Origin of the sequence: Bradyrhizobium sp. 141 (assembly GCF_023074055.1) — a bacterium.
Lineage (GTDB): Bacteria > Pseudomonadota > Alphaproteobacteria > Rhizobiales > Xanthobacteraceae > Bradyrhizobium.
The window spans coordinates 13,622-30,961 of record NZ_JADPKR010000055.1 but is presented as its reverse complement, the minus strand read 5'-3'; the positions used below and the strand labels follow the sequence as shown (position 1 = coordinate 30,961).

The following is a 17,340-nucleotide window of genomic DNA, read 5'->3' as shown; positions in this document are numbered from 1 at the left end:
CGTCAGCAAGGTGACCGTCATGATGGACCGCTCGCGCGCCGCCTCAGTCGATCCCGCATCCACCCCCTCCTCCGACCAGAGCAAGACTGACGCGAAAGGCTTGCAGGAGGCGCTGCATGAGCAGCTGTTCGCCAATGACGAGCCCAGCCACGCGCCCGACGGGCAGACGGCGCCGGAATCTGGACGTCGCTGGTCGCGTCTGCGGCGCGGCGCCAAGATCGCCATCGGGCTCGCCATCATCGCCGTGTTCGGCTGGTTGCCGCTGCGCGCGATCTGGGAAAATTCGAGCGTCGAGGCCGTGCTGAATTCCCGCCTCGTCACGTTGCGCACGCCCATCGGTGGCCGCGTCTCGGCCGCCCAGCGCGTGACCGATCAGGCCAGGTTAGACGCCGGAACCGTCGTCCTGCGCGTCGTCAACTCGCGCGGGGATCGCACCCGGCTTGACGATCTGCGGCGGCAGAAGTCGCGCCTGGAGAACGAGCGGCCAAGCCTTGCCGTCAAGCTCGCCTCGGCGCAAGCCGCGCAAAAGGACCTGGCGCGGCAGGCAGCCCAATTCCGCGACGGACGCGTGCTCCAACTCGAGGCCCGCATCGCCGAGATCCAGACCTCGATCGAGGCGGCGGCGGCGCGGCGAGACGAAGCCAGTGCCGCCGTCGACCGCGCATCTTCGCTGGCGAAATCCGGCAATGTCTCGACCGTCGAACTGGCGCGGCTGACGCGCGAGCTCTCCGTGTCACAGCAGACCGAGCTCGGCGCGCGCAAGCGGCTGGATGCCGCCAAAGTCGAGCTCACCGCGGCGCAGAACGGCTCGTTCCTCGGCGACAGCTACAACGACCGGCCAAGCTCGGTGCAGCGCGAGGAGGAGATGCGCCAGCGTGCCGGCGACCTCGAAGCCGATCTGGCGCGCACCGACACCGAGATCGCCTGGCTCGCCAACGAAATCATCATCGAGGAGGTCCGCTTCGCCGATCTGTCCGAAGCCAACATCACGACACCCGTCGCGGGGCGCGTCTGGGAGATGATGACCTCACCCGGTGAGGACGTGCAGGCCGGCCAGCCCCTGCTCAAGGTGCTCGATTGCAGCGGCGCCGTCATCACCGCCAACGTCACCGAGAGCGTCTATAACCGCTTGCAGCTCGGCGATCGCGCGACGTTCGAGCCGAATGACGGCGGCGAGCCGATCTCCGGCACCGTGGTCAACCTGACCGGCGCGGCCAGTGCGCCCGCCAATCTCGCCATCAATCCGGATGCGCTGAGCAAGGAGCCCTATCGCGTGACCGTGGCCTCGCGCGATGCGGCGGCCCGCGCCTGCACTGTCGGACGCACCGGCCGCGTCGTGTTTGCCCGGCACGAGACCGCGCCGTGATGATGGCGCTGACGCCCGGCCTGATCACGCTCGGCGCCTTCATGGCGATCGTACCACTGCTCAGGCGCGACAGCACGATGGCCCGCTCGTTCCTCGCCATCGTGTCGGTGGCATTGCTGCTGCGTTACCTCTATTGGCGCATCACGTCGACGCTTCCGCCCCCGCATCTGACTGTCGATGCCGTGATCGGCTACCCCTTCGTGCTGCTGGAAGCGGCCTCGCTGGTCGCGGTCGCGTTGTCGCTGCTGTTCCTGAGCCGGACGCGCAACCGCACCGGCGCAGCGAGGATCGACGGCCGCGCCACCGATCCGGACGCGCCGCTGATCGACGTCTTCATCTGCACCTACAACGAGGAACGATCGATCCTCGAGCGCACGATCATCGGCGCGACCGGCATGGCGTACGGCCATTATCGCGTCTGGGTGCTCGACGACGGAAGGCGACCCTGGCTGCGGCGCCTTTCGGGCGAGCTCGGCTGCCATTATCTCACACGGCCCGACAACCACCACGCCAAGGCCGGCAACATCAATCACGCACTCAAGCATGTCGGCGCCCTGCCGGAGCGGCCGGAATTCGTTGCGATTCTCGATGCCGACTTCGTGCCGCGGCCCGACTTCCTCGCGCGCACCGTCTCGCTCATGGACGATGTTTCGGTCGGCGTAGTGCAGACCCCGCAGCACTTCATCAATCCAGACCCGATCCAGACCAACCTCGCCGCGACCGACGTCTGGCCCGACGAGCAGCGGTTTTTCTTCGACATCCTGCTGCCGGCCAAAGACGCCTGGGGTGTCGCATTTTGCTGCGGCACCTCGTCCCTCATTCGCTATTCCGGGCTGGTGCAGATCGGCGGATTTCCGACCGATTCGGTGACGGAAGACTACCTCGTCACCCTTCGCCTTAGGGAACACGGGTTCAATACGATCTATCTCAACGAGCGGCTGACGATCGGGCTCGCGCCGGAGGGGCTGAAGGAGTACATCACGCAGCGCGCCCGCTGGTGCCTCGGCCTGATGCAAATCGTGCGCGGCCGCAGCGGACCGCTGTCGCGGGATTCGAAGCTGTCCTTCATCCACCGCCTCTCGCTGGTCGACGCCTTCATGAGCTGGTCCGCGGTCTACGTCTCGAAGGTGGCGGGGCTGGTGGTGCCCTGGCTGTTCCTGCTATTCGGCATCAAGGCGGTCCGGGCCGACCTCACCGAGCTGTTGCGCGTCTTTCTGCCGTTCTATGTCTGGAATGGCCTCAGCATGGCCTGGCTGTCGCGCGGCCGCTCGCTCGCGATGATGAGCGACGTGTCGCAGCTCATCGCGGCGCCCGCCGTGCTCAAGGCGGTGGCGGCCGGCCTATTGAAGCCGAAAGGACACAAGTTCAAGGTCACCGCGAAAGGCGGCGACCGTAACCGGCGATTTGTCGAATGGCCGCTACTGCGGCTCTATGGCAGCGCGCTTGTCATCACGCTGGCAGCCATCGCCTATGCCTTCATCCTGCGTCTGCGCGGCGAGAACATCGCCTATGGAGGACTTGCGCTGGCCTGGAGCTTCTACAACGCGCTCATCCTCACCGTGGTCTGCTTCGTTTGCATCGAGCAGCCGCGCAAGCGCAAGGCGGAGCGGTTCAGCCGCAATGAGACGGTCCTGCTGCGACAGGACGGCAAGTCGCATCTCGCGCGGCTCGCCGACATATCCATCACCGGCGCCCGCCTGATCGATCCCGATCCGCCGGCGCTGGGCAGCACGATCGAATGCCGGATCTATGGCCGCCCGATCGCGGCCATCGTGGTGCGGCGGACCACGGACGGCTTCGCCGTGCGGTTCGAAGAAGGCATGGATACGCGCGTGCACGCGATCAGGGCGTTCTATGCCGGCGAGTATGTTCGCGCCTTTCGGGGCGTCAGGGCGCTCCCAGTCGGGAAAGCGCTGCTGATGCGGCTGTTCGGCTAGGGTCCTGGACGACATCCGCTCGCGTTCCCTGCGCTGACAGAGCATGAAGGGATGGCCTGAGGCTATTACTTCACCTAAACTTCGGGCGAGTCCACGCCTGCCCTCCCCGCCGGAACCCCTATGGTCCAGACCCGATTTCTGATCGCGGCCGTCGCGCTTCTCGCATGCGCCGCCACCGCCTCCGCCCAAATGCTTCCACCGCCCACCAAGCCCGCAGCGCCCAAGGCGCCCTCGCCGCGCTCGGCCTCATGCCATAATGGCGCGAGCTTCGATCGCTTCCTGGCCGACGTGAAGAGCCAAGCGGTGGCTGCCGGCGTGTCGCAGCGGACGATCGCGGAGACCTCGCCCTATCTCGTCTACGACCAGGGCATCGTCAACCGCGACCGCGGCCAGCGCGTGTTCGGCCAGCTCTTCACCGAATTCGCCGGCCGCATGGCCGCGCCCTATCGGATGCAGAACGGCCAGCAGCACATCAAGCAATACGCTGCCGCATTCGCGCGCGCCGAGAAGGAATATGGCGTGCCGCCGGCGGTGATCGCCGCGTTCTGGGGGCTCGAGAGCGACTTCGGCGCCAACATGGGCAATCTGCCGACGCTGCGGTCGCTGGTGTCGCTCGCCTATGACTGCCGCCGCTCCGAGATGTTCGTGGGCGAGACCATCGCCGCGCTGAAGATCATCGACCGCGGCGATTTGCATCCCGACGAGATGATCGGCTCCTGGGCCGGCGAGCTCGGGCAGACGCAATTCCTGCCCGTGCATTACGTCAATTACGCCGTCGACTATGACGGCGACGGACGACGCGACCTGTTGCGCTCGCCGGCCGACGTGATCGGCTCGACCGCGAACTACATCGCCAACGGCTTGAAGTGGCGGCGCGGCGAGCCGTGGCTGGAAGAGATCAAGGTGCCGCCGAACCTGCCCTGGGATAAGACCGATCTCACGGTGCGAGAGCCACGCTCGACATGGGCGCAGCTAGGGATCACCTATCCCGACGGCCGTTCCTTGCCAAACGACAATCTCGCGGCGTCCGTGCTGCTGCCGATGGGGCGCTTTGGGCCGGCCTTCATGGCCTATGCGAATTTCGCGGCCTACACCGAGTGGAATAACTCGCTGATCTATTCGACCACCGCGGGCTATCTCGCCTCGCGCATTGCGGGCGCAGCGCCGATGCGCAAGCCGGCGGCGCCGGTGGCGCAATTGCCATTCAACGAGCTCAAGGAATTGCAGCAGCTGCTGGTGCGCGCCGGCTTCAATGTCGGCAAGGTCGACGGCGTGCTGGGCCAGCAGAGCCGCGCCGCCGTGAAGGCGATGCAGATCAAATACGGCCTGCCCGCCGATTCCTGGCCGACCGCCGAGCTGCTGGCGCGCATGCGCGGCGGCACGGCGCAGGTGCAGCCGGCGGGGGTGGTTCGTTAAAGCTGTCCGTAGTCATTCCCCGCGAAAGCGGGGAATCCAGTACGCCGCGGCCTCTCAAGTGAACCACGAGCATCTCGGAGGACTGGATCGCCCCGATCAGGCGGGCGATGACAGCGGAGGGTGACGAAATAGAATTTTCGCATCGCACAAGCGCTCCCCGCGATTGTATTTTTCCATGAGGCTCCCATGTGAGTGGCTCAGGTTTTCTCCTGAGATTTCCCATTCACAAGCGAGCATCACATGTCCTTCTACGACGCCGTCGTCCCCGCCTATTTGCAAATGCTGAACAGCGTGACCGGCCTGCTCACCAAAGCCGAGGCGCATTGCGCGGCCAAGAAGATCGACCCCAGCGTCCTGCTCGGCTCGCGCCTCTTCCCGGACATGCTGCCGCTGTCGAAGCAGGTCCAGATCGTCAGCGACTTCGCCGCCAAGGGCTGTGCCCGGCTGACCCACAGCGAGGTGCCCTCCCCGCCCGACACCGAGACGAGCTTCGCGGAGTTGAAGCAGCGGCTGGCAAAGACGATCGATTACGTGAAGTCGTTCAAGCCGGAGCAGTTCGAGGGTGCCGATACCAAAGACGTCACCTTCCCGGCCGGACCGGACAAATCCATCACGATGAAGGGCCAGCAGTTCCTGAGCGCGTTCTCGCTGCCGAACTTCTATTTCCACGCCGCGACCGCCCATGGCATTTTGCGTCACAACGGCGTCGAGATCGGCAAGCGCGATTTCATGGGCCTGACCTGATTTGCCAAACCGCACGCGGCAGACGAAATCCGCTGCCGCGACCGGAATTGCACATGAATCATGCTACGCGGGACTTGCCGCGTAGCTCGCCTGCACTTTCCGTATGGCTCGTCTCTTGCGCATGATGCCGCGATGCACAAGTGTTCCTGACCTTTCACTGTCTGGAACATCCCAAATGAGCCGTCCGACCAAATTGTTTGAGACCTATAAGCTCGGTCCGATCACGCTTGCGAACCGTTTCGTGATGGCGCCGCTGACGCGCAATCGAGCCGCGCCCGGCACATTCGTGCCCAGCCCGCTCGCCGCCGACTATTACGGCCAGCGCGCTTCCGCAGGGCTTCTGATCACCGAAGCGAGCCAGGTCTCGCAGCAAGGGCAGGGCTACCAGGACACCCCCGGCATCTACAGCAACGAGCAGGTCGCCGGCTGGCGCAAGGTCACCGACCGCGTGCATGAGCGTGACGGCAAGATCTTCATCCAGCTCTGGCATGTCGGCCGCATCTCGCATGTCGACCTCCAGGCGAATGGCGCCGCCCCGGTGGCGCCGAGCGCGATCCGCGCCAAGGGCAAGACTTTCGTGAATGGCGGCTTTGCCGATGTCTCCGAGCCACGCGCGCTCGAGCTTTCCGAGATTCCAGGAATCATCGACGACTTCAAGCGCGCGACGAAGAATGCGCTCGAGGCCGGCTTCGACGGCGTCGAGATCCACGGCGCCAACGGCTACCTGCTCGAGCAGTTCGCCAAGGACGGCGCCAACAAGCGCACGGACGCCTATGGCGGCCCGATCGAGAACCGCGCGCGGCTGATGCTGGAAGTCTCCAAAGCCGTCGTGGCCGAGGCCGGAGCGAATCGTACCGGCATCCGCATCTCGCCGGTGACGCCGGCCAACGACATCTCGGATTCCAATCCGCAGGCCCTGTACGACCACATCGTCGACGGCCTCAGCGGGCTCAAGCTGGTCTATCTCCACGTCGTCGAAGGCGCCACCGGCGGTCCCCGCGACATCGCGCCGTTCGACTATGCGTCCTTGCGCAAGCGCTTCACCGGCGCCTACATCGCCAACAACGGCTACGATTTCGATCTCGCAACCAAGGTGCTGGACGCCAACGCGGCCGATCTGATCGCCTTCGGCAAGCCCTTCATCTCCAACCCCGACCTCGTCGAGCGGCTGAAGCAGGGCGCCGCGCTGAACGACTGGGACAAGAACACGTTCTACGGCGGCGGCGTGAAGGGGTACACGGATTACCCGACGCTGGCGCCCGAGCCGGCGGAGTAATCTCCGCTCTCTCCTCCGTCATTGCGAGGAGCTCGCGACAAAATTGCGAAGCAATTTTGCGCTGGCGATGAAGCAATCCAGACTGCCACTTGTGGAAATATTTCTGGATTGCTCGCAATGACGGTGTGGAGACAGCGCAGCGACCTCACCAATAGAAAAAGGCCGGGATCGCTCCCGGCCTTTCGCATTTGATGACGTTACGCGCCGCTTACTTCGCTTCCGCGCGCTTGGGCGGGGTGGCCGGCCACGACTTGATCAGGGTGTCGTAGTCGACCGTCTCGCCCTTCGGCTTCTCGTTGGCGAGCTTGCGCTGGGGCGCGATGGTGCCGTCCTTCTCGGCCTTCGCGAACCAGTACTCCGGCTTCTCCTTCTTGTGGAGCTTCGGACCGCAGGCGCCCTGCACGCCGGACTTCTCCAGGCGCTCCATGACGGAGTCCTGAGCCGCCGCAAGGGCATCCATCGCGGCTTGCGGCGTCTTCGCACCGGACGACGCATCGCCGATGTTCTGCCACCACAGCTGCGCGAGCTTCGGATAGTCAGGCACGTTGTTGCCGGTCGGGGTCCACTGCACGCGCGCGGGCGAGCGGTAGAACTCGATCAGGCCGCCGAGCTTCGGCGCGCGCTCGGTGAACGACTTGTCCCAGATGTCGGATTCACGGACGAAGGTGAGACCGACGTGGCTCTTCTTCAGCGACACCGACTTGGAAACGATGAACTGGAGATAGAGCCAGGCGGCCTTGCGGCGATCCGGCGGAGTGGACTTCAGGAGCGTGAGCGAGCCCGCGTCCTGATAGCCGAGCTTCATGCCTTCCTTCCAGTACGAACCGTGCGGCGAAGGAGCCATGCGCCATTTCGGCGTACCGTCGGCGTTCATCACGGCGATGCCGGGCTTCACCATGTCGGCGGTGAAGGCGGTGTACCAGAACATCTGCTGGGCGATGTTCCCCTGCGCCGGCACGGGACCGGACTCGGAGAAGGTCATGCCCTGAGCCTGCGGCGGGGCATACTTCTTCATCCACTCGAGATATTTCGTGATCGAGTAGACCGCGGCCGGACCGTTGGTGTCGCCACCGCGCTCGACCGAAGAGCCGACCGGACGGCAGCCTTCCATGCGGATACCCCATTCGTCGACGGGCAGACCGTTCGGAATGCCCTTGTCGCCGTTGCCGGCCATCGACAGCCAGGCGTCGGTGAAGCGCCATCCGAGCGAGGGGTCCTTCTTGCCATAGTCCATATGGCCGTAGACCTTGACGCCGTTGATCTCCTTGACGTCGTTGGTGAAGAACTCGGCGATGTCCTCATAGGCGGACCAGTTCACGGGAACGCCGAGCTCGTAGCCATACTTGGCCTTGAATTTGGCTTTGTAGTCGGCGTTGGTGAACCAGTCGTAGCGGAACCAATAGAGGTTAGCGAACTGCTGGTCGGGCAGCTGATAGAGCTTTCCGTCCGGCCCAGTGCCGAACGACTTGCCGATGAAGTCGTTGACGTCGAGCATGGGGTCGGTGACGTCCTTGCCCTCGCCGGTCATGTAGTCCGACAGCGCGATGGTCTGGCCATAGCGGAAGTGAGTGCCGATCAGGTCGGAATCGTTGATCCAGCCGTCATAGACGTTCTTGCCCGACTGCATCTGGGTCTGCAGTTTCTCGACGACGTCACCTTCCTGGATGAGGTCGTGCTTGAGCTTGATGCCGGTGAGCTCGGAGAACGCCTTGGCCAGCGTCTGCGATTCATATTCGTGGGTCGTGATGGTCTCGGAGACGACGTTGATCTCCATGCCCTTGAACGGCTCGGCCGCCTTGGCGAACCACTCCAGCTCCTTCTTCTGGTCTTCCTTCGACAGCGTCGAGGGCGTGAATTCCGCGATCCACTTCTGGATCACGGCCTCGTCGGCGGCGCGGACCGGCGCCGAGACGGCGAACGACGCCGCAACAATGGCGGCGACGCTGGACATGGTCAGAAAACTGCTCTTGGCCAATGGACCTTTCCTTCTCCTAAACTGTCGCATGTTGTTCCTCCGTTGCAGCGACAAACTTTTATACAGACCCGGATTGCCCCCGGATCTGGCCGTCCCTTCGCGAGCTTCAGACCGTGCGGAATATGAGCACGACCGTCACCAGCGAAATTCCACTTGCGAGCCACAGGCGCGAAATTTCGACGCCCTCCTCGCCGATCGGCAGCGTTGCGATCGCATCGGTGCCGAAGAAGCCGATCCAGAGAAGGTGGATGACGGCCGCTAAGATCAGAGAGATGAACAGGCGGTCACCACGCGTGGTCGGGATGCGCAGCACACCGACGCGCTCGGCCTCGGGATAGACCGCCGCGAGCCACGTCATCACGGCGAGCGTGCAGGCGAGCGCGGCGAAGAAGATCGCCGTCGGCAGCGTCCAGGCCATCCATGCAATGGATTCCATGCTCTACTCCTTTCGCATGATCTGGTCCGAAAACCGGTTTCCACTTTTCGGGATCATGCTCTACTCCTTACACGCGGCCGAGCGCAAAACCGCTGGCGATGTAATTGCGGACGAACCAGATCACGAGTGCCCCAGGGATGATGGTGAGCACGCCGGCGGCGGCAAGCAAGCCCCAATCCATGCCGGCGGCCGACACCGTGCGTGTCATGATCGCCGCGATGGGCTTGGCCGATACCGAGGTCAGCGTGCGCGCGAGCAGAAGCTCGACCCAGGAGAACATGAAGCAGAAGAAGGCTGCGACGCCGATGCCGCTCGCGATCAACGGCACCAGAATCTTGATGAAGAAGCGCGGAAAGGAATAGCCGTCGAGGAAGGCGGTCTCGTCGATCTCGCGCGGCACGCCGGAGACGAAGCCTTCAAGTATCCACACTGCCAGCGGCACGTTGAAGATGCAGTGCGCGAGCGCAACCGCCCAGGGCGTATCGAACAGGCCGATCGCCGAATAGAGGTTGAAGAACGGCAGCGCATAGACCGCGGCCGGCGCCATGCGGTTCGACAAGAGCCAGAAGAACAGATGCTTGTCGCCGAGGAAGCGGTAGCGCGAGAATGCGTAGGCCGCGGGCAGCGCCACCGAGATCGAGATGATGGTGTTGAGAACGACGTATTCCAGCGAGTTGATATAGCCTGAGTACCAGCTCTCGTCGGTGAAGATGCGCTTGTAGTGCTGGAGCGTCGGCGTATGCGGCCACAGCGTCATCGTCGAGACGATTTCGGCATTGGTCTTGAAGCTCATGTTGACGAGCCAGTAGATCGGCAGCAGCAGGAAGACCAGGAACAGCCCCATGATGAGGCGACGGCCGGGGATCGAATGCATCAGGCCACTCCTTCCTTGGGCTTGAGCGCCGGCACCGGCTTGAGCGCGGCCGAAGGCTTGGGCTCCGCCACCGGCTCGCTCTCCGCCTGGACTTTGCGTTCGACGCCCGCATTGGTCATGACGGTGTAGAAGATCCAGCAGACGATCAGGATGATGAGGTTGTAGACCAGCGACAGCGCCGCCGCCTTGCCGAGGTCGAACTGGCCTAGCGCGATCTTGACGAGCTCGATCGACACGAAGGTCGTGGAGTTGCCGGGTCCGCCGCCGGTGACGACGAAAGGCTCTGTGTAGATCATGAAGCTGTCCATGAAGCGCAGCAGCACCGCGATCAAGAGCACGCGATTCATCTTCGGCAGCTGGATCGCCTTGAACACGGCCCAGCGCGAGGCGCCGTCGATCTGGGCAGCCTGGTAATAGGCTTCGGGAATCGACTTCAGGCCGGCATAGCAGAGCAGCGCGACGAGGCTGGTCCAGTGCCAGACGTCCATCACGATGACGGTGACCCAGGCATCGATCTCGTTGGAGACGTAATTGTAGTCGATGCCCATGGCGTTCAGGACATAGCCGAGCAGGCCGATATCGGGCCGCCCGAAGATCTGCCAGATCGTGCCGACCACGTTCCACGGAATCAGCAACGGCAGCGCCAGGATGACGAGGCAGGCCGCCACCGTCCAGCCCTGGCGCGGCATCGACAAAGCGACGACGATGCCGAGCGGCACCTCGATCGCGAGGATCACCATCGAGAAGAACAGATTACGGCCGAGCGAGGCGAGGAAGCGGCCGCCGAGATCGGTCGAGGGATCGAGCAATTCCTTGAACCAGCCGACCCCGTTCCAGAAGAACTGGTTGTTGCCGAAGGTGTCCTGCATCGAATAGTTCACCACCGTCATCAACGGCAGCACCGCCGAGAAGGCGACGACCAGAAACACCGGCAGCACCAGGAACCAGGCTTTTTGGTTGACGGTCTTGTCCATCAGACGGCTCCCTCCACGAGAAGGCTGTCGGCGTAGACGTGGACATGCGACGGGTCGAATTTCAGTCCGGCCATGCCGTCCGAGCTGGTGAACCCGCTAGGCGCCCGCGCCGCGAGCTTGGCGTCGCCGAGACGCGCCCGCGCGAAACGGATGCGGCCGAGATCGTCGATGCGCTCGATCCTTGCGGTGAGCAGGCCGGGCGCAGGCGCAACGGCCTCGACGAATTCTGGCCGGACGCCGATCTCGATCTTGGCGCCCGCAGGCAGATTGTCGTAGGCGCGGTTGAGCGCGATGACGTGACCGTCGATACGCGCCTCGCGTCCCCTCACCTCCGCCGGCAGGATGTTCATGCCCGGCGAGCCGATGAAATAGCCGACGAAGGTGTGGGCCGGCTTGTCGAACAGCTCGGCCGGCGTGCCGCTCTGCACGACGCGGCCGTCATGCATCACGACCACGGTGTCGGCGAAGGTCAGCGCTTCGGTCTGGTCGTGGGTGACGTAGATCATCGTGAGGTCGAGCTCGCGATGCAACGCCTTCAACTTGGAGCGGAGCTGCCATTTCAGCTCGGGATCGATCACCGTCAGCGGCTCGTCGAACAGCACGGCGGCGACGTCGGAACGGACGAGGCCGCGGCCGAGCGAGATCTTCTGCTTGGCATCGGCCGTGAGCCGCGTCGCCTTGCGGTTGAGATAGGATTCGAGATCGAGCAGGCGGCCGATCTCGGCAACGCGCTTATCGATCTCGGCCTTGGGCACACCGCGGTTCTTCAGCGGAAACGCCAAATTCTGCCCCACGGTCATGGTGTCGTAGATCACCGGAAACTGGAACACCTGGGCGATGTTGCGCTTCTGGGTTGACAGCGGTGTGATGTCCTTGCCATCGAACAGGATTTTTCCCCGCGACGGCGTGATGATGCCGGAGATGACGTTGAGCAGCGTAGTCTTGCCGCAGCCGGACGGGCCGAGCAGCGCATAGGCGCCGCCTTGCCGCCAGGTCATGGTAACAGGCTTCAGCGCAAAGCTGTCCTGCGGCGCATCATTGCCGCCGTAGGAATGGGCGAGATCGACGAGGTCAATGCGGGCCATGGCGCACCTCCCTCAGGAGCTCGGCGCCGCGACCAACCGGTCGGCGGCATCGAAGACAAAAACGTCGTTGGGATCGAGCACGGCGTCGAGGGTCTGGCCCGGCTCGAACTCGTGCACGCCGTGCAGCACTGCCACCCAGTTCGATCCGTCGCGGGTTAGATGCACGAAACTCTCCGAACCGGTGATCTCGGTCACCGTCACCGTGGCGTGGAAGCCGTGACGGCCGGTCTGGCCGTTGGCGAGGCCAAGTTGGTGGGCACGGAAGCCGACGCGATAGAATCCGTCGGCAAGTCCAGCATAGAGCCCGGACGCCGGCGCAGCGCTGCCGCCGGCATATTGAACCATGCCATTCCCCTTCTCGAGGCTCACCAGGTTGAGCGGCGGATCCGAGAAGACCTGGGCGACGCGCAGTGTCTGCGGGCGGCGATAGACGTTCGACGTCACGCCCATCTGGAGCGCCTGCCCCTCCCACATGCACACCGTGTTGCCGCCGAGCAGCAGCGCCTCGGTGGGCTCGGTGGTGGCATAGACGAAGATCGCGCCCGAAGCCTCGAAGATGCGCGGCAGCTCGGCGCGCAGCTCCTCGCGCAGCTTGTAATCGAGATTCGCGAGCGGCTCGTCGAGCAGCACGAGATCGGCGCCCTTGACCAGCGCGCGTGCGATCGCGGTGCGCTGCTGCTGGCCGCCGGAGAGCTGGAGCGGCGTGCGCTTCAGGAACGGCTCGAGCCGCAGCAGCTTTGCTGCCTCCGCGACACGCGCCTCGATCTCGGCGCGCGGCTTGCCCTGCACGCGCAAGGGCGAGGCGATGTTCTCGTAGACAGTGAACGAGGGGTAGTTGATGAACTGCTGGTAGACCATGGCGACCGAACGCTGGCGCACGTCGGCGCCTGTGACGTCCTTGCCGTTCACCACCACCTTGCCCGTGGTCGGCTTGTCGAGCCCGGCGAGCAGTCGCATGATCGAGGTCTTGCCCGACAGCGTCGGGCCGAGCAGCACGTTGAGGGTCCCGCTCTCGAGCGTCAGTGAGACGTCGCGGATATGTGGGACGCCCTCGACAGTCCGGGTCACGTGATCGAGCGTCACGGTCATGAGCGTCCTCCCGCTTCCAGCAGGGGAGTTTGCTGCACAGTGTGGGTCCTGATCCAGTCGTCAAGCACGCCGATCTCATCGGCAGATAGTCGCAGGCCGAGCTTGGAACGGCGCCAGACGACGTCCTCGGCGGTGACGGCCCATTCGTTGGCCATGAGGTAGCGGACCTCGCGCTCGGTCAACGTCGCACCAAAGGACTGGCCGAGATCGGCCGCCGATTTCGCGTCGCCGAGCAGCTTGACGGCCTTTGTGCCATAGGCGCGGGCGAGACGTCGCGCATGCTCGTGACTGAGGAAGGGATAGCCGCGCTGAAGCTCGGCGATCAGCCCGTCGATGTCGGACACATTCATGTCGCCGCCGGGCAGCGGCCATTTGCCGGTCCAGCCCTCCCGCGCTTTTGCGCTGCGGAGATAGGGGGCGAGCCGCTCCAGCGCTTCTTCGGCGAGGCGGCGATAGGTCGTGATCTTGCCGCCATAGATCGAGAGCAGCGGCACCCCGCCGGGCGTGTCGAGCTCGAACACGTAATCGCGCGTCGCGGCCTTGGCTTCGCTGGCGCCGTCGTCATAGAGCGGGCGCACGCCGGAATAGGTCCAGACCACGTCGTCCGGCGTCACCGGCTTTGCCAGATATTCGCTCGCCGCCGTGCAGAGATACTGGATCTCCTCGGCCGTCGCCTTCACCTTGGCGGGATCGCCGTCGTAGTCGCGATCGGTGGTGCCGATCAGCGTGAAATCGTCCTGGTACGGGATCACGAAGATGATGCGGCCGTCCGCGTTCTGGAACATGTAGGCGCGGTCGTGGTCGTAGAGCTTCCTGACCACGATGTGCGAGCCCTGCACCAGGCGCACCTTGGCTTTCGCATTGACGCCAGCGCCGCGGCCGAGCACGTCCTCGACCCAGGGGCCGCCGGCATTGACCAGCGCGCGGGCCTGGATCTGCGAGCGCTCGCCGGTCAGCGTGTTGACCATGCCGACGGTCCAGAGGCCGTCGGACTGGCGAATCTCGGTGGCGCGGGTGCGGGTGCGGATCTCGGCGCCCTTGTCGGCGGCATCGCGTGCGTTGAGCACGACCAGGCGCGCGTCGTCGACGAAGCAGTCGGAATATTCGAATGCGCGACTGTAGCGATTCGGGATCAGCGGCTTGCCGACCTCGTCACGTCCAAGATCGACCGAGCGCGTAGCGGGCAGCAGATGGCGGCCGCCGATGTGGTCATAGAGGAAGAGGCCGAGACGCAGCAGCCAGGCCGGCCGAAGACCGGCATGATGCGGCAAAACGAAACGCAGGGGACGGATGATGTGGGGCGCGATGCCCCAGAGGATCTCGCGCTCGATCAGCGCCTCGCGAACGAGGCGAAACTCGTAATATTCGAGATAGCGCAGGCCGCCATGCACCAGCTTGGTCGACCAGGACGACGTCCCGCTCGCCAGATCGTTCATTTCGCACAGGAAAACCGTGTTGCCGCGGCCCACCGCGTCACGCGCGATGCCGCAGCCGTTAACACCGCCTCCGATGATGGCGAGGTCGAAAATACGCTCCAACAGACGCATCCCCCGACGACCGCCCGTTCCTTCGAGCGGTTACTTTCGTTTTTGATTAGATCACACCGAAAAACGAAAGCAAGATGAAAGAGAGGCGAAAGGAAGTGAAAGCGGAACTATTTTCACGTCAATGCGGCCGAGAAATTGCAGGGGCAAGGACACGTTTTGGGGCAGTCAGCTCGATTGATCAGCAGCGGTAGTCATTCCGGCGGACCAAAACTTGAATGTAGCAACATGGCTACATATAATTGCAGGTAGGCATTGCCAGCGAGGAGCGCGGACGATGGTCACGACCCTGACCAGCCGAGAGTTCAATCAGGATACGAGCGGCGCCAAGAAGGCAGCATCGAAGGGACCCGTCTTCATCACGGACCGCGGCCGTCCGGCCCATGTCCTGCTGAGCATCGAAGACTATCTGCGCCTGAGCGGCGGGCACATGAGCCTTGCCGAAGCCCTGGCACAGGCGAACGCGGATTTCGATTTCGATCCGCCTCGCATCACCGGCGGAATCTCACGGCCCGCTGATCTCGACTGATGTTTCTACTGGACACCAATGTCATCTCCGAACTGAGGCGGCCAGATAAAGCTGATCGCAATGTCGTCGCCTGGGCCAATGCAATTCCCGCGGCGAACTTCTTCATATCCGCAGTTTCCATACTCGAAATTGAACTTGGCGCACGCCTGATCGAGAAGGACGTCAAGCAAGGTGCCGTCCTGCGCGCCTGGATCGACGATCACATTCTGGCTCGCTTTGAAGACCGCATCCTGCCCATCGACACGGCCGTGGCGCAGCGCTGCGCCCAACTTCACGTTCCCAATCCGAGGGCTGAGCGCGACGCTCTGATCGCCGCAACCGCGCTTGTTCACGGCTTGACGATCGCCACGCGCAACGTAGGAGATTTTGAACCTACAGGCGTCCCACTGCTCAATCCGTGGGGCGATGTCTAAGACTATCTCAGCCTGACCACGGGCGCCGCCTCGGGCACCGCGTCGTGCGCTTCGGCCTGCGCATCATCGATTTCCCCCGGCTCCTTCGGCATTGCCGCCATCACCTCGATGCCCTTGCTGTGGCAGATGGTGGCCAGGCGCTCGGGCAGCTCCTGGTCGGTGACGAAGGTCTGGATCTGCGTGATATGCGCAATGCGCACCGGCGCGCTGCGGCGCAGCTTGGTGGAATCGGCGACCAGCATCACGCTGCGGGCATTGGCGATGATGGCCTGCGCCACCTGGACCTCGCGATAATCGAAGTCGAGCAGTGCGCCCTCCTCGTCGATCGCGGAGGCGCCGATGATGGCGTAGTCGACCTTGAACTGGCCGATCAGCTGCGTCGCCGTCGAGCCGACCACGGCGCCGTCGGCGCGCCGCACCGTGCCGCCGGCGACCACCACCTCGATGCGTGGATGGCGGTACAGCAGCATCGCGACATTGAGGTTGTTGGTGATGACGAGCAGATCCTCATGCGAGGTCAGCGCGCTGGCGACCTCCTCCGTCGTGGTGCCGATATTGATGAAGAGCGAGCAGCCGTTCGGGATCAGCGAGGCCGCCGCGGCCCCGATCGCCTTCTTCTCGTCGGCGGCGACGAAGCGGCGCGCCTCATAGGCGAGGTTTTCCACGCCGGAGGCGATGATGGCGCCGCCGTGGATGCGGGTCAGCGATCTCCGCTCGCAGAGATCGTTGAGATCCTTGCGGATGGTCTGCGCCGAGACCTCGAACCGGCGCGCGAGCTCCTCGACCATGACGCGGCCTGAAGCGCGCGCGATGTTGAGGATTTCGGCTTGGCGATGGGTCAATCCGGTCACGGCAACGGCCTCAAATCAGAATGATGCATGGTGCGGCGGTTCGTAGCTGCGGTCAATGCGCGCGCCGATCACGGTTAACGGATGCGGCCCCTCACCAAGCCATGGCGCTCGCGAGGCGCGCCAGCAGCGCCGGATCGTCGAAGGCGCTGGCGGAAGTGACCGCGCCGGCGCCAATCAGGTCGGCATGGCTGAGGCTGGTCCGGATGCCGACGGTCGGAATTCCGGCCGCGGTGGCGGATTGCACGCCGGTGCGGGAGTCCTCGAATGCGATCGAGGCCTCTGCCTTCGCGCCGACGAAACCCAGCCCTTCCTGATAGGGCAGCGGATGCGGCTTGCCGTGCGGCAGCTCGGCGCCGATCACGAGCGCCTTGAAGCGATGCGTGATGCCGAGGCCGGAGAGCAGCAGCTCGGCGTTGAGACGCGGCGCGTTGGTCACCGCCACCATGGGAATGCCGGCGCTGTCGGCCCGGTCGAGCAGCGCCATCAGGCCCGGGAGCGGTGCGATCTGCCCGGCCACGAGCGTACGGAAGACCTCCTCCTTCTCATCGAGGATCAGGGCGCGCCGCTCCGGCGCCTCGTCGGGCAGAAAGCGCTCGCCGATCGCGACATTGGCGAAACCTTGCAGCTCCCTGGAGAAGCGCGCGTGATCGAAGACATGGCCGTGAGGGCCGAGCACCTGGTTGAAGGCCTTCAAGTGCAGCGGGTCGGTGTCCGCCAGCGTGCCGTCGATGTCGAACAGCAATGCCCTGCCCATCGCTTCCGTTTTGGCTTCGATCATTTCCGTACTTTCCCAAATCCGCGGCGCATTGATGCGCGAGACGTATCAATATG

Annotated in this window: 16 protein-coding genes; 7 read left to right on the top strand and 9 right to left on the bottom strand. The window is 64.3% G+C overall.

Annotation, left to right across the window (positions count from 1 at the left end; translation table 11 throughout):
- Positions 1 to 19: 19 nt before the first annotated feature.
- The 5 genes from IVA81_RS15710 (at position 20) to IVA81_RS15690 (ending at position 6,739) form a co-directional block, all read left to right on the top strand.
- Positions 20 to 1,366, top strand: coding sequence for an HlyD family secretion protein (locus IVA81_RS15710; RefSeq protein ID WP_247319635.1), 1,347 nt, complete (start codon positions 20 to 22; stop codon positions 1,364 to 1,366).
- Entirely contained in the window at positions 1,366 to 3,303 is a 1,938-nt protein-coding gene (locus IVA81_RS15705) for a glycosyltransferase (RefSeq protein ID WP_247319846.1), read from the top strand. The genes IVA81_RS15710 and IVA81_RS15705 overlap by 1 nt, the downstream gene beginning before the upstream one ends.
- Before the next feature lie 120 nt (positions 3,304 to 3,423).
- Positions 3,424 to 4,719 carry a lytic murein transglycosylase gene (locus IVA81_RS15700; protein ID WP_247319634.1) on the top strand — a complete coding sequence of 432 codons (1,296 nt, stop codon included), beginning with the start codon at positions 3,424 to 3,426 and terminating at the stop codon, positions 4,717 to 4,719.
- A gap of 240 nt (positions 4,720 to 4,959) precedes the next feature.
- Positions 4,960 to 5,463, top strand: a complete 504-nt coding sequence (locus IVA81_RS15695) for a DUF1993 domain-containing protein (protein WP_247319633.1) — start codon at positions 4,960 to 4,962, stop codon at positions 5,461 to 5,463.
- Between the two features lie 175 nt (positions 5,464 to 5,638).
- Entirely contained in the window at positions 5,639 to 6,739 is a 1,101-nt protein-coding gene (locus IVA81_RS15690) for an alkene reductase (RefSeq protein WP_247319632.1), read from the top strand.
- A gap of 208 nt (positions 6,740 to 6,947) precedes the next feature.
- On the opposite strand, the gene IVA81_RS15685 is transcribed toward IVA81_RS15690, so the two are convergent.
- The 7 genes from IVA81_RS15685 to glpD all read right to left on the bottom strand — a co-directional run bounded on the left by IVA81_RS15685 (position 6,948) and on the right by glpD (position 14,719).
- Positions 6,948 to 8,690, bottom strand: coding sequence for an ABC transporter substrate-binding protein (locus tag IVA81_RS15685; RefSeq protein ID WP_247319844.1), 1,743 nt, complete (start codon positions 8,688 to 8,690; stop codon positions 6,948 to 6,950).
- Positions 8,691 to 8,820: 130 nt separating this feature from the next.
- Positions 8,821 to 9,150, bottom strand: coding sequence for a DUF2160 domain-containing protein (locus IVA81_RS15680; RefSeq protein WP_247319631.1), 330 nt, complete (start codon positions 9,148 to 9,150; stop codon positions 8,821 to 8,823).
- A 67-nt stretch (positions 9,151 to 9,217) separates the two neighbouring features.
- Positions 9,218 to 10,024, bottom strand: a complete 807-nt coding sequence (locus IVA81_RS15675; RefSeq protein ID WP_008561018.1) for a carbohydrate ABC transporter permease — start codon at positions 10,022 to 10,024, stop codon at positions 9,218 to 9,220.
- Positions 10,024 to 10,998: a sugar ABC transporter permease gene (locus IVA81_RS15670; RefSeq protein WP_247319630.1), complete on the bottom strand. Its 975-nt coding sequence runs from the start codon at positions 10,996 to 10,998 to the stop codon at positions 10,024 to 10,026. The genes IVA81_RS15675 and IVA81_RS15670 overlap by 1 nt, the downstream gene beginning before the upstream one ends.
- Positions 10,998 to 12,083 carry an ABC transporter ATP-binding protein gene (locus IVA81_RS15665; protein ID WP_247319629.1) on the bottom strand — a complete coding sequence of 362 codons (1,086 nt, stop codon included), beginning with the start codon at positions 12,081 to 12,083 and terminating at the stop codon, positions 10,998 to 11,000. The genes IVA81_RS15670 and IVA81_RS15665 overlap by 1 nt, the downstream gene beginning before the upstream one ends.
- Positions 12,084 to 12,095: 12 nt before the next feature.
- The gene (locus IVA81_RS15660) at positions 12,096 to 13,172 is read right to left on the bottom strand and encodes an ABC transporter ATP-binding protein (RefSeq protein WP_247319628.1); all 1,077 of its coding nucleotides are present in this window, start codon (positions 13,170 to 13,172) and stop codon (positions 12,096 to 12,098) included.
- A complete protein-coding gene (glpD, locus tag IVA81_RS15655; RefSeq protein ID WP_247319626.1) occupies positions 13,169 to 14,719 on the bottom strand; it encodes a glycerol-3-phosphate dehydrogenase in 1,551 nt (516 codons plus the stop codon). The genes IVA81_RS15660 and glpD overlap by 4 nt, the downstream gene beginning before the upstream one ends.
- Positions 14,720 to 14,993: 274 nt before the next feature.
- Between glpD and IVA81_RS15650 the strand changes: the two genes are divergently transcribed.
- Positions 14,994 to 15,245 carry a type II toxin-antitoxin system Phd/YefM family antitoxin gene (locus IVA81_RS15650; protein ID WP_028141741.1) on the top strand — a complete coding sequence of 84 codons (252 nt, stop codon included), beginning with the start codon at positions 14,994 to 14,996 and terminating at the stop codon, positions 15,243 to 15,245.
- A complete protein-coding gene (locus tag IVA81_RS15645; protein WP_247319623.1) occupies positions 15,245 to 15,658 on the top strand; it encodes a type II toxin-antitoxin system VapC family toxin in 414 nt (137 codons plus the stop codon). Before IVA81_RS15650 ends, IVA81_RS15645 begins: the two co-directional genes overlap by 1 nt.
- A 2-nt stretch (positions 15,659 to 15,660) precedes the next feature.
- Here the strand turns inward: IVA81_RS15645 and IVA81_RS15640 are convergent, their stop codons facing one another.
- Both IVA81_RS15640 and IVA81_RS15635 read right to left on the bottom strand, forming a co-directional pair.
- The gene (locus tag IVA81_RS15640; RefSeq protein WP_247319621.1) at positions 15,661 to 16,509 is read right to left on the bottom strand and encodes a DeoR/GlpR family DNA-binding transcription regulator; all 849 of its coding nucleotides are present in this window, start codon (positions 16,507 to 16,509) and stop codon (positions 15,661 to 15,663) included.
- 91 nt (positions 16,510 to 16,600) lie between these two features.
- A complete protein-coding gene (locus IVA81_RS15635) occupies positions 16,601 to 17,287 on the bottom strand; it encodes an HAD-IA family hydrolase (RefSeq protein WP_247319619.1) in 687 nt (228 codons plus the stop codon).
- Positions 17,288 to 17,340 lie beyond the last annotated feature (53 nt).

What these genes read in the sequence shown, in the direction of transcription:
- IVA81_RS15695 (WP_247319633.1), top strand. Translation starts at nt 4,960, where the DNA reads ATGTCCTTCTACGACGCCGTCGTCCCCGCCTATTTGCAAATGCTGAAC.
- IVA81_RS15685 (WP_247319844.1), bottom strand. Translation starts at nt 8,690, where the DNA reads ATGTCCAGCGTCGCCGCCATTGTTGCGGCGTCGTTCGCCGTCTCGGCG.
- IVA81_RS15650 (WP_028141741.1), top strand. Translation starts at nt 14,994, where the DNA reads ATGGTCACGACCCTGACCAGCCGAGAGTTCAATCAGGATACGAGCGGC.
- glpD (WP_247319626.1), bottom strand. Translation starts at nt 14,719, where the DNA reads ATGCGTCTGTTGGAGCGTATTTTCGACCTCGCCATCATCGGAGGCGGT.
- IVA81_RS15635 (WP_247319619.1), bottom strand. Translation starts at nt 17,287, where the DNA reads ATGATCGAAGCCAAAACGGAAGCGATGGGCAGGGCATTGCTGTTCGAC.
- IVA81_RS15700 (WP_247319634.1), top strand. Translation starts at nt 3,424, where the DNA reads ATGGTCCAGACCCGATTTCTGATCGCGGCCGTCGCGCTTCTCGCATGC.
- IVA81_RS15660 (WP_247319628.1), bottom strand. Translation starts at nt 13,172, where the DNA reads ATGACCGTGACGCTCGATCACGTGACCCGGACTGTCGAGGGCGTCCCA.
- IVA81_RS15645 (WP_247319623.1), top strand. Translation starts at nt 15,245, where the DNA reads ATGTTTCTACTGGACACCAATGTCATCTCCGAACTGAGGCGGCCAGAT.
- IVA81_RS15665 (WP_247319629.1), bottom strand. Translation starts at nt 12,083, where the DNA reads ATGGCCCGCATTGACCTCGTCGATCTCGCCCATTCCTACGGCGGCAAT.
- IVA81_RS15670 (WP_247319630.1), bottom strand. Translation starts at nt 10,998, where the DNA reads ATGGACAAGACCGTCAACCAAAAAGCCTGGTTCCTGGTGCTGCCGGTG.
- IVA81_RS15680 (WP_247319631.1), bottom strand. Translation starts at nt 9,150, where the DNA reads ATGGAATCCATTGCATGGATGGCCTGGACGCTGCCGACGGCGATCTTC.
- IVA81_RS15690 (WP_247319632.1), top strand. Translation starts at nt 5,639, where the DNA reads ATGAGCCGTCCGACCAAATTGTTTGAGACCTATAAGCTCGGTCCGATC.
- IVA81_RS15710 (WP_247319635.1), top strand. Translation starts at nt 20, where the DNA reads ATGATGGACCGCTCGCGCGCCGCCTCAGTCGATCCCGCATCCACCCCC.
- IVA81_RS15705 (WP_247319846.1), top strand. Translation starts at nt 1,366, where the DNA reads ATGATGGCGCTGACGCCCGGCCTGATCACGCTCGGCGCCTTCATGGCG.
- IVA81_RS15675 (WP_008561018.1), bottom strand. Translation starts at nt 10,024, where the DNA reads ATGCATTCGATCCCCGGCCGTCGCCTCATCATGGGGCTGTTCCTGGTC.